Source organism: Burkholderia sp. Tr-20390, from assembly GCF_017104595.1.
GTDB lineage: Bacteria > Pseudomonadota > Gammaproteobacteria > Burkholderiales > Burkholderiaceae > Burkholderia.
This window is the reverse complement of the sequence record NZ_JAAGPC010000211.1, coordinates 1-13,853: the sequence shown is the minus strand read 5'-3', so window position 1 is coordinate 13,853 and position 13,853 is coordinate 1. Positions and strand designations below refer to the sequence as shown.

General features: G+C 65.5%; 12 protein-coding genes. 6 read left to right on the top strand and 6 right to left on the bottom strand.

What is annotated here, in order from left to right; translation table 11 throughout:
- Positions 1 to 1,494 precede the first annotated feature (1,494 nt).
- Positions 1,495 to 3,117: an NAD(P)/FAD-dependent oxidoreductase gene (locus tag G3N98_RS34310; protein WP_206150632.1), complete on the bottom strand. Its 1,623-nt coding sequence runs from the start codon at positions 3,115 to 3,117 to the stop codon at positions 1,495 to 1,497.
- 313 nt (positions 3,118 to 3,430) lie between these two features.
- A complete protein-coding gene (locus G3N98_RS34305; protein WP_011352522.1) occupies positions 3,431 to 4,234 on the bottom strand; it encodes an inositol monophosphatase family protein in 804 nt (267 codons plus the stop codon).
- Between the two features lie 280 nt (positions 4,235 to 4,514).
- Here G3N98_RS34305 and G3N98_RS34300 point away from each other — a divergent pair, with 280 nt between their 5' ends.
- Both G3N98_RS34300 and cysE read left to right on the top strand, forming a co-directional pair.
- Positions 4,515 to 5,339 (top strand): RNA methyltransferase, encoded by an 825-nt coding sequence (locus G3N98_RS34300; protein ID WP_089431252.1) that lies wholly within the window; start codon positions 4,515 to 4,517, stop codon positions 5,337 to 5,339.
- A 269-nt stretch (positions 5,340 to 5,608) separates the two neighbouring features.
- A complete protein-coding gene (cysE, locus tag G3N98_RS34295; protein WP_089425733.1) occupies positions 5,609 to 6,412 on the top strand; it encodes a serine O-acetyltransferase in 804 nt (267 codons plus the stop codon).
- Between the two features lie 48 nt (positions 6,413 to 6,460).
- On the opposite strand, the gene G3N98_RS34290 is transcribed toward cysE, so the two are convergent.
- The 4 genes from G3N98_RS34290 to G3N98_RS34275 form a co-directional block, all read right to left on the bottom strand.
- Positions 6,461 to 7,261, bottom strand: a complete 801-nt coding sequence (locus tag G3N98_RS34290) for a UDP-2,3-diacylglucosamine diphosphatase (RefSeq protein WP_206150631.1) — start codon at positions 7,259 to 7,261, stop codon at positions 6,461 to 6,463.
- 23 nt (positions 7,262 to 7,284) lie between these two features.
- Positions 7,285 to 7,776, bottom strand: coding sequence for a peptidylprolyl isomerase (locus G3N98_RS34285; protein ID WP_006478428.1), 492 nt, complete (start codon positions 7,774 to 7,776; stop codon positions 7,285 to 7,287).
- An 88-nt stretch (positions 7,777 to 7,864) separates the two neighbouring features.
- Entirely contained in the window at positions 7,865 to 8,446 is a 582-nt protein-coding gene (locus tag G3N98_RS34280; RefSeq protein WP_011352517.1) for a peptidylprolyl isomerase, read from the bottom strand.
- A gap of 39 nt (positions 8,447 to 8,485) precedes the next feature.
- Positions 8,486 to 9,208: a tetratricopeptide repeat protein gene (locus G3N98_RS34275; RefSeq protein WP_206150630.1), complete on the bottom strand. Its 723-nt coding sequence runs from the start codon at positions 9,206 to 9,208 to the stop codon at positions 8,486 to 8,488.
- A gap of 234 nt (positions 9,209 to 9,442) precedes the next feature.
- Between G3N98_RS34275 and cysS the strand changes: the two genes are divergently transcribed.
- The 4 genes from cysS to tilS all read left to right on the top strand — a co-directional run.
- Entirely contained in the window at positions 9,443 to 10,840 is a 1,398-nt protein-coding gene (gene cysS, locus G3N98_RS34270; protein WP_069248324.1) for a cysteine--tRNA ligase, read from the top strand.
- Between the two features lie 43 nt (positions 10,841 to 10,883).
- On the top strand, positions 10,884 to 11,711 hold the full coding sequence (locus tag G3N98_RS34265; protein ID WP_089425730.1) for a DNA-3-methyladenine glycosylase: 828 nt from the start codon (positions 10,884 to 10,886) through the stop codon (positions 11,709 to 11,711).
- A gap of 103 nt (positions 11,712 to 11,814) precedes the next feature.
- Positions 11,815 to 12,786 (top strand): acetyl-CoA carboxylase carboxyltransferase subunit alpha, encoded by a 972-nt coding sequence (locus G3N98_RS34260; protein ID WP_039364696.1) that lies wholly within the window; start codon positions 11,815 to 11,817, stop codon positions 12,784 to 12,786.
- A gap of 46 nt (positions 12,787 to 12,832) precedes the next feature.
- Positions 12,833 to 13,853: tRNA lysidine(34) synthetase TilS (gene tilS, locus G3N98_RS34255; protein WP_206150629.1), on the top strand; the 1,021-nt coding region annotated here is incomplete at its 3' end.

Below are 13,853 nucleotides of genomic sequence, written 5' to 3'. Positions count from 1 at the left end.
CTACAACTCGGTGCGTCCGCATAGTGCCCTTGGGCAACTGGCGCCGGACCAATTCCGGCAACTGCATCAACCGAAAACCGGCGAGCCCACTAACTTACGAATGGTGTACTCGGCGGGGTAAGGTCACAAATGGCTCACACGAAACTCCCCGCCCTAAGTTGCCGGTTTGTGGGAGACGGACTTTCGCCGGATGTGACCGCTGCTGTCCGCACCGTGATTGGGTCCTTGTATGTCGCGGCAACATGTATTTCGTGGAGTGTAGTTGCGGTCGCGGGACACCCGGACTGCGCCGGAGTTGAGCGCTGGCCTACCAGAATGGCGTTCGCGCATCTCAAGAATGCAGGCTTAACGAGTTACGACAGACTCGACTTCAGCAAGACCAAGACGGTTCGACTCGCATCGGAACAAATTGGAAAAGATCTGTACCGTCAAATACATCTAGTTATTTTTGCCGAGAAGGATGGTGAAACCTTAGAGGTGGTCACTGAAAGTGATGCCTCGATGGAGGAATGTTCAATGTCGGACGTCGAGGTGTTCGTAATTTCAAGGCGGTTAGGAGGGAGATGACGCGTGCATCCGGCCAAGCTAACTGTCCGTTCGGGGTCCGCAGCGTCCGTTGCTCCTGACGTAGACTGCATCTCCCTTCGAATGAAAGGAGATTGTCATGAGGGGGGCGGGCACGGACCCGTCGCGGGACCGTGGAGCCAAGGGAGATGACGATGGGTGCAATTAAGGCCATAGCGTACGCGTCGTTGTGCACCTGGTTTTCGTCTATCTTTATCTGGCTGTACTTTGACGCCAATCGGAGCAAGGTTGCTCGACCTGAAAGTGGACGGATCTTTCCATTGGATACGCACGGATCAGTCGTATATCTAACCGTTGGCGAGCACTACTTTCTGTACGGATTGATGGGCGCTGCAGCATTCCTTTTTCTGATAGCAGCTCTGCTTGATTTTATGAAGCGGAAAGACAGTAGGACCACGTAGTCTTTTTGCCGGAGAAGCAGCCGCGTCGACCATAGAGAACAAGCGCTGCACCCAAAGCTGGTTGACGGGAATCTACGCCTCATCCGGCGATTCCAAACCATGTGCAACTGCTTGCGTTCGCGGCACGGCCATCGAGTAGTTCAGCGTTGAAGGCGTTCCCGCCCCGTCGCCCGTAACGGCCGATCTTCAAAAAGTGCAAGCGTAGGTCTTGAACGCCGAGCCTTGTCAGATAAGCCGCAGGTACTGCTGCATCATTGGAGTATGACCGGCGAAGGCGTTGGGCGACAGCGTGGTCATAAGTCAGGCGTGAAGTTGTTGCTTTGGTTGCCCGAGCTTACCAGTGGCTTCGGCATGCACGCGTGAAGTTCGCCATTCGGCCAGATGGCCCGAGATTGCGCGACCGGCGGTGATTTTTCTCACGCCGCCGTCCGACCGCGCTCCTGGCCGGCCATGCGAAAGTCGGCGCCGCTCAGGTCGAGAACCTTCGCGTGCCGACTCGTTTCGTACCTCAGGCCGCTTGCCCCGACGTCATGCTGAGCGCCACCGCCTGCGCGACTTCGATCCCGTCGATGGCCGCCGAATAGATGCCACCCGCATACCCCGCACCTTCACCCGCCGGATACAGCCCCTCGACGTTCATGCTCTGGTAATCGTCCTTGCGTCGAATCCGGATCGGCGACGAAGTGCGCGTCTCGACACCGGTGAGCACCGCATCGTGCATCGCGAAGCCGGCGATCTTCTTGTCGATCTCGGGGAGCGCTTCGCGGATCGCTTCGATCACGTAGTCGGGCAGCGCGGTGCTGAGATCGGTCGGGTTCACGCCCGGCTTGTACGACGGTTCCACGGAGCCGAGCGACGTCGACGGCCGGCCTGCGATGAAATCGCCGACCAACTGGCCCGGCGCACGGTAATCGCCGCCGCCGAGTTCGAACGCGCGCTCTTCCCATTTGCGCTGGAACGCGATGCCCGCCAGCGGGCCGCCGGGATAGTCGTCCGGCGTGATGCCGACGACGATGCCCGCATTCGCGTTGCGCTCGGCCCGCGAATACTGGCTCATGCCGTTGGTGACCACGCGGCCCGGCTCGGAGGTCGCCGCGACCACCGTGCCGCCCGGGCACATGCAGAAGCTGTAGACCGCGCGGCCATTGCTGCAGTGGTGGACCACCTTATAGTCCGCCGCGCCGAGCTGCTTGTGGCCCGCGAACTTGCCGAAGCGGCTGCGATCGATCAGCCCCTGCGGATGCTCGATGCGAAAACCCAGCGAGAACGGCTTGGCTTCGATATAGACGCCGCGATCGTGCAGCATCTGGAAGGTGTCGCGCGCGCTGTGGCCCACGGCCAGCACCACGTGGTCGCACTGCAGCGTTTCGCCGTTCGAGAGCTTCAGCGAGCGTACCTTGCCCTGATCGATCTCGATATCGTCGACCCGCGTTTCGAAACGCACTTCACCACCCAGTTCGTGGATGGACGCGCGCATCTTTTCCACCATGCTGACGAGGCGGAACGTGCCGATGTGCGGCCGGCTCAGATACAGGATGTCGTCTGGCGCACCGGCCTTGACGAATTCGTCCAGCACCTTGCGGCCATAGTGGTTCGGGTCCTTGATCTGGCTGTACAGCTTGCCGTCGGAAAACGTCCCGGCCCCGCCTTCGCCGAACTGCACGTTGGATTCGGGGTTGAGCACGCTCTTGCGCCACAGGCCGAAGGTGTCCTTGGTGCGCTCGCGCACGGCCTTGCCGCGTTCGAGGATGATGGGGCGGAAACCCATCTGCGCGAGGATCAGCCCCGCGAACAGGCCGCACGGCCCCATGCCGATCACGACCGGGCGCAGGAAATTGCCGTGCTCGGGCGCCTTCGTGACGAAGTGGTACGCCATGTCGGGCGTCACGCCGCAATGCGGCTTGCCGGCGAGGCGCTTGATCGCGGCTGCCTCGTCCGTGACTTCGACATCGACGATATACGTGAGCTTGATGTCGGCGCGCTTGCGCGCATCGTGCGCACGGCGGAACACGGTGTAACGGAGGAGCCCGTCCGCGGCCACGCCAAGCTCCGCGAGGCGCGCGCGAATCGCGGCCTCGAGCGCGCTTTCGGGGTGGTCGAGGGGGAGTTTAATTTCGCTTAGCCGTAACATGGGGACTCGGATGCGATTGCCACGGCGTCGTGGCGGTGTTGATACGGTCGGGGGCCGGCTGGCCGGCGGTGTTGTCCGCCGTGCGGGCATGCCGGACGCAAACCCATCATTGTCATTGCGGGAAGGGCCGTGCAAGCGGCAGTACGCTGACCGGCCCGTACAACTCAGGCAACTTCAGGATAGGTGCACGAAGCGACCCTTGTGCGGGAAGATTGTCTCGCCTCCCGGCAACCGGGAGGCGAACGGTGCGCCGTCATGACGATGCCCGCGAGCGGCGTGCGTGCAAGCCGCGCCATGCAGGCGCGGCCGGGGCTTACTCCGCTGCCGGATGCACGCGGGTGTAACCCTTCAGGATCGGGATCATCTGCGCGTAGATCTTCGGATTCGCGGCGACGATTTCATGGCGATGCAGGAAGTCGGCGTCGCCCGTGTAGTTGCCGACGAGGCCGCCGGCCTCGGTGATCAGCAGGCTGCCCGCTGCCATGTCCCACACGTTGATGCCTTGCTCGAAGAACGCGTCGAGGCGGCCGGCCGCGACGTTCGCGAGATCGAGTGCGGCCGCGCCCGGACGGCGCAGGCCCGTGCAGGCCTGCGTCATTTCGGTGAAGAGGCGCGCGTAGGCATCGAGGCCATCCTTTTCGCGGAACGGGAAGCCCGTGCCGACCAGTGCGTCCGACAGGCGGTCGCGGCGGCCGACGCGGATGCGGCGGTCGTTCAGGTACGCGCCGCGGCCGCGGGTGGCCGTGAACAGGTCGTTCTTGTTCGGGTCGTAGACGACAGCCTGCGTGACGACGCCCTTGTGCTCGAGCGCGATCGATACGCAGTAGTACGGGAAGCCGTGGATGAAGTTGGTCGTGCCGTCGAGCGGATCGATGATCCACTTGAATTCGGATTCGTTCTCCGATTCGCCCGATTCTTCCGCGAGGATCGCGTGGTCGGGGTAGGCGGTCTTCAGCGTCTCGATGATCGCGTCTTCGGCGGCCTTGTCCACTTCGGTGACGAAGTCGTTCTGCTGCTTCTTGCGGATCTCGATCAGGTCGAGATCGAGGGACGCGCGATTGATGATCTGTCCGGCGCGGCGCGCAGCCTTGACAGCAATGTTGAGCATGGGATGCATGAGCCTGGATCCTGTAGCTGGCGGCACGGGCCGCCACGAAGTGGAACAACCGCCCGGCACGGCGCAAGCGTGGCAGGCGAGATGAGACGCGAATTGACAAAGAACGGGGTACGACCCGCGCCGCACGGAGTGCGACGCGTAAAGGCATGATTTTACCCGATTTTTGTCGGTTCCAGGCGACCGGCGTACGGGGAAACCCCCACTATCCGTCCGGACGAGTGGGTTTGCCGCGGCGATGGCGATACCATACTGCCATTCTGATGAACCGAGTCGTATCGTAGTGGAAACCCCGCAGATCACCGCCGCGCCGTCCGAGCCGGGCGCGGCCTCGTCCCAGCCGCCGTCCGGCGGGTTCACGTCCACCCGTTTCGTGCTCGTCGAGCCGAGCCATCCCGGCAATGTCGGGGCGGCCGCCCGCGCGCTGAAGACGATGGGCTTCTCGCGTCTCGTGCTGGTCGCGCCCCGCGTGCCGCACGTGCAGAGCGATCCCGAGGCGATCGCGATGGCCAGCGGCGCGGACGACGTCCTCGCGTCCGCCCATGTCGTGCCGACGCTCGGCGACGCGCTGTCCGGTGTTCACTGGTCGATCGCGCTGACCGCGCGCACGCGCGAATACGGGCCGCCGCGCCTGGCGCCGCGTGCCGCCGCCACGCAGGCGTGCGCGCAGGTCGGCACGGGCGACATCGCGCTCGTGTTCGGCAACGAGCGCACGGGCCTCGCGAACGAGCATGTCGAGCAGTGCAGTGCGCTGGCGCACATCCCGGCGAACCCGGCCTACAGTTCGCTGAATCTCGCACAGGCCGTGCAGGTGCTTGCGTACGAGCTGCGTGTCGCGTTGCTCGAGCAGGCGAGCGAGCCGTCGGCGCAACCGTCGGCCGAAGCCGGCACGCTTGCGCAGAGCGACGAGATCGAGCGGATGTACGTGCACCTCGAGAACGCGCTGATCGCGCTCGATTTCCTCGATCCGCGCAACCCGAAGAAGCTGATGCCGCGGCTGCGGCGCCTGTTCGCGCGCACGGGCCTCGAGCGCGAGGAGGTCAACATCCTGCGCGGTGTCGCGAAGCACATCCTGCTGAAATCGGGCAAGCCCGACGGCGACGCGTAAGCGGTCGGCGCACGGGGTGGCGGATGTGTCGGCGCCTGGGGCAACCACCCCGTCGGCAGGTGCCGGGTCGGCCGCCGAAAGCGCCGGGGCCGATCACTTCACTTGGTTGACCACCCCGCCAACCCGGTAACAGCAGGCGTTCCGCCCGAATACCCGTGCCGGCGGCGGGGTGAACTGGCGAGCGCGTGCGGCCGTTCGTGACTCGCCCTACAATCGCCGAACGTCATAAGTAAATTACCGGGCGCGATAACGGCCGGTCATTGCCGGCGATGCGCGCCGGCCTTTTCCCAGACCACATCATGTTCACGAGACTGCGCGAAGACGTTGCAACGATTCGCGAGCGGGATCCCGCCGCTCGCAGTGCATGGGAAGTGCTGACCTGTTATCCGGGGTTGCATGCGCTCGTGCTGCATCGCTTCGCGCACGCATGCTGGCGCGCGAAGCGCTACTGGCTCGCGCGTTTCGCGTCGCAGGCCGGCCGGTTCCTGACGGGGATCGAGATTCACCCCGGCGCGACGATCGGCCGGCGCGTGTTCATCGATCACGGGATGGGCGTCGTGATCGGCGAGACGGCGATCGTCGGCGACGACTGCACGATCTATCAGGGCGTGACGCTGGGCGGCACGTCGCTCACGCGCGGCGCCAAGCGTCACCCGACGCTCGAGGCCGGCGTGATCGTCGGCGCGGGCGCGAAGGTGCTCGGCGGCTTCACGGTCGGTGCGGGCGCGAAGATCGGTTCGAACGCGGTCGTCGTGAAGCCGGTGCCGGCAGGCGGCACGGCGGTCGGCAATCCGGCGCGCGTCGTGATGCCGGCGCAGCCGAAGCCGCAGCCCGAGCGCGCGGCGTTCTGCGCATACGGGATCACGCCGAATGCCGATGATCCGATGTCGCTCGCGATTCACGGGCTGATCGATCACGCGGCGAAGGAAAGCCGCCGCGTCGACGAGATCGTCGCGGCGCTCGAACGGCTCGGCACGCATCTGGAAACACTGCAGGGCGCCGACGCGGCGCGCCTCGATCTGCGCCGGCTGTCGGCCGTGCTGGAAGGCAAGTCGGTCGAACGCCAGGCGTAATTCAATGGATGCCCGCTGCTGCCGGTGGGTGCGACGGCAGCGGCGGTGTCAGTTGAGCGGCATCGCGTGGATGCCTTCTGCGTCGACGCGCAGGTAGCCGCCGCGCGGCTTGCCGTGGTCGAGATCCCAGTCGGGCAACACCCAGCGGATGCCACCCGGTTCCATGTGCCGGGCAGGGCGGTGCGTATGGCCGTGAATGATCACGCTCGCGCGGCTTTTCCGGAACAGCGCGGCCACGCCTTCACGCGTGACATCGTAGATCGCCGAAGCAGGGCGCATCCGGCCCGCTTCGCTGTTCGAGCGCATGCGCTGCGCGAGCGCACGGCGCCAGCGGAACGGCCAGGCGAGAAACAGCCATTGCGCAGCGCGGTTGCGGGCGAAGCGACGGAATACCTGGTAGCCGCGGTCGGCCGTGCATTGCGCGTCGCCATGTGCGAGCACGATGCGCTGGCCGAACGCCATGATCAGCGAAGGATCGGGCAGCAGCATCGCGCCGGCTGCCTTCATGAAGCGCCGGCCGAGCAGGAAATCGCGGTTGCCGTGCATCACGTAGAGCGCAATGCCGCGCTCCGAGAACGTGTGCATCAGCGCGGCCATCCGGGCCGCGAACGGATCGTCGTCGAGGATGTCGTCGCCGATCCAGTATTCGAACAGGTCGCCGAGGATGAACACCGAGTCGGCGCTGTCGGCGGTGTATTTCACGAAATGCTCGAACGCCGCGACCGTCTTCGGGATCGCTTCGCTCAGGTGCAGATCGGAGAGAAACAGGAACGGGCGTGCGGCTTGCGCGTATTCGCGCTCGCCCGGCACGCCCGCGGAGACGCTTCGCGGCGGACTCTCCTGCAACATCGAAGTGCCTCCGTAACTGCGCGTCAGACCACGACGGCCTTCTCGATCACGACGTCGTCAGTCGGCACGTCCTGGTGGAAACCAGCGTTGCCCGTCTTGACGCCCTTGATCTTGTCGACCACGTCCTGGCCTTCGACGACCTTGCCGAACACCGCGTAGCCCCAGCCTTGCGGCGTCGGCGACGAGTGGTTCAGGAAGTCGTTGTCGTTCACGTTGATGAAGAACTGGGCGGTCGCCGAGTGCGGATCGTTCGTGCGTGCCATCGCGACCGTGTAGTTGTCGTTCTTCAGGCCGTTGTTCGCCTCGTTGTCGATCGGCGCATCGGTCGGCTTCTGCTTCAGGCCCGGCTCGAAGCCGCCGCCCTGGATCATGAAGCCGTTGATCACGCGATGGAACACGGTGCCGTCGTAGTGGCCCTTCTTCACGTAGTTCAGGAAGTTCTCGACCGTCTTCGGTGCCTTCGCGGCGTCGAGCTCGAGCTTGATCACGCCGTGGTTCGTATGCAGTTCAACCATGATGAATTCCTTCGGTGAGGCGGTTTAAATGGCACGCGGCCGGTCGTGCGACGCGGCCGCGTGAGGCGCCGGACGTGCCGGCAGGTTCTTACTTCGAGACGATGCTGGCCGATTCGATCACGATCGGTTGCGCGGGCACGTCCTGCATCGGGCCGCGCGAGGTCGTCGCGACGCCTTCGATCTTCTTCACGACGTCGAGACCCGACACGACCTTGCCGAACACCGCATAGCCGTTGCCGTCCGGGTTCGGGTAGTCGAGGCCGCTGTTGTCGACGGTGTTGATGAAGAACTGCGCGGTGGCCGAATTCGGATCGCTCGTGCGTGCCATCGCGATCGTGCCCGTCAGGTTCTTCAGACCATTGCGGCTCTCCAGCGGGATCGGCGCGCGGGTCGGCTTCTCCTCGAAGTTGGTCTTGTAGCCGCCGCCCTGGATCATGAAGCCCTTGATCACGCGATGGAAGATCGTGCCGTTGTACTGGCCGGCCTTCACGTAATCGAGGAAGTTGGCGACGGACTTCGGCGCCTTCTCCGGGTAGAGCTCGACGCGGATGTCGCCCTGCGAGGTCTTCAGCTGCACGACGGGGTGCGCGGTAGCCGATTGCGCGAACGCAGGTGCGGTCGCGGTCGCGAGAAGGGCGGCGCCGCCAAGCGCCAGCAACAGACGTTTCATTGCGATCCTCAGGTTGGGAGGGAAAGAAGGCCGCGCCGCTTATTGCGACGGCGCGACGTACGGCGCCGCCAGTGCGCCCGACGGACCGCTGAACTGGAACGTCGGCGACATCGGCAGCGTGGTGGTGCTCACGTTCGCGGCTGCGCGGTCGGAGTAGTCGCGCGTGGCCGGTGTGGCTGCGCGGGCATTCGGCGCGGCCTTCGGCGGCGACACGATCTTCTGGAGATCGGCGAGGCGCTGCGCGGTCGCGCCGCTCGTGCGGCCGAGCGACTGCGCGCGCTTGTACGACTCGGCCGCGAGGCGCAGGTAGAGATCGCCGAGGTTCTCGTAGGCGAGCGAGTAGCTGGGGTTCGATTGCGTCGCCGTGACGAGCGCGGTGCGCGCCTCGTCGTAGCGGCCATGCTTCGCGTAAAGCGCCGCAAGGTTGTTGTACGGCTCGGGCAGTTCGGGGTACGCCTGCGTGATCGCGACGAACTGCTGGATCGCGTCGTCATCGCGGTTCAGGCGGGCGAGCACGGTGCCGCGCTTGAACTGCGCCTGCACGTCGCGCGGGTTCGATGCGATGCGCGCGTCGAGCTGCGCGAGCGCCTGCTTCCACTGCTTGCCGGCGATCGACGCGTCGATTTCGGGCGTGCCGTCGGCGGTGGCCGGGGCCTTCTGCGCATGCGCCGCGGGAGCCGCGAAAAGCGTCAGCGCGACGCCCATGACGGTGGTCGCAACGAGGGTCGCAGCGCTCTGCGCGCGGCCGCGATGAGGTTTCATAGGCGTAAATCGGAATGTTATACTCCGAGCCATTCTAACAAAACGTCTGCGCGTTCCGGCGAGCGTCAGACAGTCTTTCTTTGCCTCTCGTGGCCGTCACCGCTGTGCTTGCAGCCTGACCGCCCCATGTGATATCGAGGACGCTCGGCCTGGTGCCGCAGCAGATGGTCCGTCCGTTTCGCATGCTGGGCGAGCTTCGCCAGGGCGGTTTCCTTCGGCTCACGGTTCATCTCTATGGAATCACTGCGCATCTACAACACGCTCGCGCGTGACAAGCAAGTCTTCGTGCCGCGCCAGGCTGGCGAAGTGCGGATGTACGTATGCGGAATCACCGTATACGACTATTGTCACGTGGGCCACGCGCGCATGCTGGTCGTGTTCGACCTCGTCCAGCGCTGGTTGCGTGCGATCGGCTACCGGGTCACGTATGTGCGCAACATTACCGACATCGACGACAAGATCATCCGCCGCGCGGTCGAGAACGGCGAGACGATCAAGTCGCTGACCGACCGGTTCATCGGCGCGATGCACGACGATGAAAGCGCGCTCGGCATCCAGCGGCCCGACATCGAGCCGCGCGCGACCGAGTTCATCCCGCAGATGCTCGGCATGATCGAGACGCTCGAGACGAACGGCTACGCGTACCAGGCGACCGATGGCGACGTCAATTACTCGGTGCGCAAGTTCGCGAACTACGGGAAGCTGTCGGGCAAGTCGCTCGACGACCTGCGCGCGGGCGAGCGCGTCGCCGCGAACGACGCGAAGGAGGATCCGCTCGATTTCGTGCTGTGGAAACGCGCGAAGCCGGAAGATCCGGAAGGCACGTCGTGGGCGTCGAAGTACGGGATGGGGCGCCCGGGCTGGCACATCGAGTGCTCGGCGATGGGCTGCACGCTGCTCGGCGAGCATTTCGACATCCACGGCGGCGGGCAGGATCTGCAATTCCCGCACCACGAGAACGAGATCGCGCAGAGCGAAGGCGCAACCGGCCAGACGTTCGTCAATTACTGGATGCACAACGGCTTCGTGCAGGTCGACAACGAGAAGATGTCGAAATCGCTCGGCAACTTCTTCACGATCCGCGAAGTGCTCGAACGCTACGATGCGGAAGTCATGCGCTTCTTCATCGTGCGCACGCACTACCGTTCGCCGCTCAATTACAGCGACGTGCATCTCGACGATGCGCGCGCGTCGCTCACGCGTCTCTATACCGCGCTGAAAGATGTTGAAGCCGACACGCTCGCGCTCGACTGGAACGAGCCGCACGCGCAGCGTTTCGCTGCCGCGATGAACGACGACTTCAACACGCCGGTCGCGGTGGCTACGCTGTTCGAACTGGCGGGCGAGGTGAATCGCACGGGCGACGCATCGCTCGCGCGGCAACTGAAACAGCTGGCGGGCCTGCTCGGCCTGCTGGGCCGCGAACCGCGCGCGTTCCTGCAGCAGGCGTCCGGCGCCGCGCAGGCGGGCGGGCTCGCCGCCGACGAGATCGAAGCGAAGATCGCCGCGCGTGTCGCGGCGAAGCAAGCGAAGGACTATGCCGAAGCGGACCGGATCCGGGCGGAACTGCTCGAGACCGGTATCGCACTTGAAGACAAACCGGGCGGATCGACCGAATGGCGTCGCGTATGAGCGCGGTGCGTTCCACTGACCGATCCGTCAGGTAGGAGGCAAGATGGCAACGGCCAGAAAAGCGCCGGTCAGGCGCGCGACCCCGGTCGCCGCGCGTCCGGCAGCCAAGCGCGTGCCGCCGGCGAAGACGGACGCGACGCGCGCCGTGCCGAACGGCGCGCTCAACGGTCATGCGCAACCGGCGGCGGTGCCGCCGGCCGCCGACGCGGCCCGCAAGGCCCGTGCGTCCGAAGCGGACGGCGAGGAGGTGGTCGTGCGTCCTGCATACTGGGACAAGGCATGCGCCGACCTCGTCAAGCGCGACCGGATCCTGAAGAAACTGATTCCGAAGTTCGGTCCCGCGCATCTCGTGAAGCGCGGCGACCCGTTCGTCACGCTCGCGCGCTCGGTCGTCGGCCAGCAGATTTCGGTGCCGTCGGCGCAGTCGCTGTGGGCGCGCATCGGGGATGCCTGTCCGAAACTCGCGCCGCAGCCGGTGATCCGGCTCGGCGCGGACAAGCTGATCGCGTGCGGGCTGTCGAAGCGCAAGACGGAATACATCCTCGATCTCGCGCAGCATTTCGTGTCGGGCGCGCTGCACGTCGACAAATGGACGTCGATGGACGACGAGGACGTGATCGCGGAACTCACGCAGATCCGCGGCATCAGCCGCTGGACGGCCGAGATGTTCCTGATCTTCAACCTGTCGCGGCCGGACGTCCTGCCGCTCGACGACCCGGGCCTGATCCGCGCGATCAGCGTCAATTACTTCAGCGGGGAACCCGTCACGCGCAGCGAGGCGCGCGAAGTTGCCGCCAACTGGGAGCCGTGGCGCACCGTCGCGACCTGGTACATGTGGCGCAGCCTCGATGCGCCGGACGCCGACGCCTGAGTGGCGGCTATCGAGTTTTAAACATCAATAGTTGAGAGCCGGTTTTGAGCGTCGCCCGCGCGGGTAGAATACGCGCTGCCGCAAGACCCAAGGATTCGAACACATGAAGACCACGTTTCTGGATTTCGAACAGCCGATCGCCGAACTCGAGGCCAAGATCGAAGAGCTGCGATTCGTGCAGGACGACTCGGCTGTCGACATTTCGGAAGAAATCGAGCGGTTGTCGAAGAAAAGCCAGCAACTGACGAAAGACCTCTACGCGAACCTGTCGCCGTGGCAGGTCTCGCAGATCGCGCGGCATCCGCAGCGTCCGTACACGCTCGATTACGTTGCGGAACTGTTTACCGATTTTCACGAGCTGCACGGCGACCGCGCATTCGCGGACGACGTGTCGATCGTCGGCGGCCTCGCGCGCTTCGGCGGCCATCCGTGCATGGTGATCGGTCACCAGAAGGGCCGTGACACGAAGGAGCGCGCCGCGCGCAACTTCGGGATGCCGCGTCCGGAAGGCTATCGCAAGGCCGAGCGCCTGATGCGTCTCGCCGAGAAGTTCGGTCTGCCGATCTTCACGTTCGTCGACACGCCGGGCGCGTACCCGGGCATCGGCGCGGAAGAGCGTGGCCAGTCGGAGGCGATCGGTCGCAACCTTTACGTGATGGCCGAGCTGAAGACGCCGATCATCACGACGGTGATCGGCGAGGGCGGTTCGGGCGGCGCGCTCGCGATCGCGGTGGCCGACACCGTGATGATGCTGCAATTCTCGACCTACTCGGTGATCTCGCCGGAAGGCTGCGCGTCGATCCTGTGGAAGAGCGCCGCGAAGGCGCCGGAAGCAGCGGAAGCGCTGGGCCTGACCGCGCACCGCCTGAAGGCGCTCGGCCTGATCGACAAGATCATCAACGAGCCGCTCGGCGGCGCGCACCGCGATCCGAAGGGCATGGCTGCGCTGCTGCGCCGTGCGCTGGCCGATTCGCTGCGCCAGTTCCAGGGGATGAGCATCGATGCGCTGCGCGAGCGCCGCTTCGAGCGCTTGATGGCCTACGGCAAGTTCAAGGAAACCACGCCGGGCGCATGACCGGCTGCGTCCTCCAATCGCGCGCCGCTGCGCGCGCGTTCCTCTCGTGATTCCGCCCACCGAATTCTCCGCCGACCGCGTCGTTCTCGACGCGGTCGGCGTTGCGCTTTCCGGCATGCCGCCCGATGCACGCATCGCGATCGCGTACAGCGGCGGCCTCGACTCGACGGTATTGCTCGATGCGGCCGTGCGCGTCGCGGGCGCGTCGCGCTGTGTCGCGCTGCATGTGCATCACGGGCTGAGTGCGAATGCCGACGCGTGGGTGGCACACGCCGAGGCGAGCGCCGCAGAGCTCGGTGTCGCGTTCGAATCGATGCGCGTCGACGTGCCGCGCGACAGCGGCCTCGGTGTCGAGGCAACGGCGCGCGAGCGGCGCTATGCGGCGCTCGACGAGATGTGCGAGCGCCACGGCGCGGCCGCGCTGTGGCTCGCACAGCATGCGGACGACCAGGCCGAGACCGTATTGCTGCAGTTGTTGCGCGGCGCGGGGATCGCGGGGCTGGCCGCCATGGCGCCGCGTTACCGCCCTGACGGCGTGAGCGTCGAGCGCGTGCGCCCGCTGCTGCGACTGTTGCGTGCGCAACTCGAACGCTATGCGACGCAGCGCGATCTGGCATGGATCGACGACGAATCGAACAACGACACGCGTTACGCGCGCAATGCGCTGCGCATTGACGTGCTGCCGGCGCTGGCCGTGCATTTCCCGGGCTTTCGCGATGCGCTCGGCCGCGCGGCCCAGCATGCGGCGGCCGCGCAGCGACTGCTCGACGATCTGGCCGAACTCGACTTTGCCGTTGCCGCGCGCGATGACGGGCAGGCACTGTCGCGCGACGCATTGGTAGCGTTCGACGACACGCGCGGCGCGAACCTGCTGCGCTTCTGGATGCGCCGGCTCGGCTTGCCGGGCGCGTCGGCGGCCCGGCTCGCCAACATGATGCGGCAGTTGCGTGCCACGCATGTCGCCCATGCGCTGCGCGTCGATCACGCGGGGCAATGCCTGCGCCTGTATCGCGATGTCGTCTACTGGGAAGCGGGCGACAGCAGCGAACCGGCCGATGACGGCACCA

Excerpts from the sequence above, each read along its gene's own strand:
- G3N98_RS34305 (WP_011352522.1), bottom strand. The coding sequence starts at position 4,234 with ATGCATCCCATGCTCAACATTGCTGTCAAGGCTGCGCGCCGCGCCGGA.
- G3N98_RS34310 (WP_206150632.1), bottom strand. The coding sequence starts at position 3,117 with ATGTTACGGCTAAGCGAAATTAAACTCCCCCTCGACCACCCCGAAAGC.
- G3N98_RS34275 (WP_206150630.1), bottom strand. The coding sequence starts at position 9,208 with ATGAAACCTCATCGCGGCCGCGCGCAGAGCGCTGCGACCCTCGTTGCG.
- cysS (WP_069248324.1), top strand. The coding sequence starts at position 9,443 with ATGGAATCACTGCGCATCTACAACACGCTCGCGCGTGACAAGCAAGTC.
- G3N98_RS34265 (WP_089425730.1), top strand. The coding sequence starts at position 10,884 with ATGGCAACGGCCAGAAAAGCGCCGGTCAGGCGCGCGACCCCGGTCGCC.
- G3N98_RS34290 (WP_206150631.1), bottom strand. The coding sequence starts at position 7,261 with ATGTTGCAGGAGAGTCCGCCGCGAAGCGTCTCCGCGGGCGTGCCGGGC.
- G3N98_RS34280 (WP_011352517.1), bottom strand. The coding sequence starts at position 8,446 with ATGAAACGTCTGTTGCTGGCGCTTGGCGGCGCCGCCCTTCTCGCGACC.
- G3N98_RS34260 (WP_039364696.1), top strand. The coding sequence starts at position 11,815 with ATGAAGACCACGTTTCTGGATTTCGAACAGCCGATCGCCGAACTCGAG.
- cysE (WP_089425733.1), top strand. The coding sequence starts at position 5,609 with ATGCGCGCCGGCCTTTTCCCAGACCACATCATGTTCACGAGACTGCGC.
- G3N98_RS34285 (WP_006478428.1), bottom strand. The coding sequence starts at position 7,776 with ATGGTTGAACTGCATACGAACCACGGCGTGATCAAGCTCGAGCTCGAC.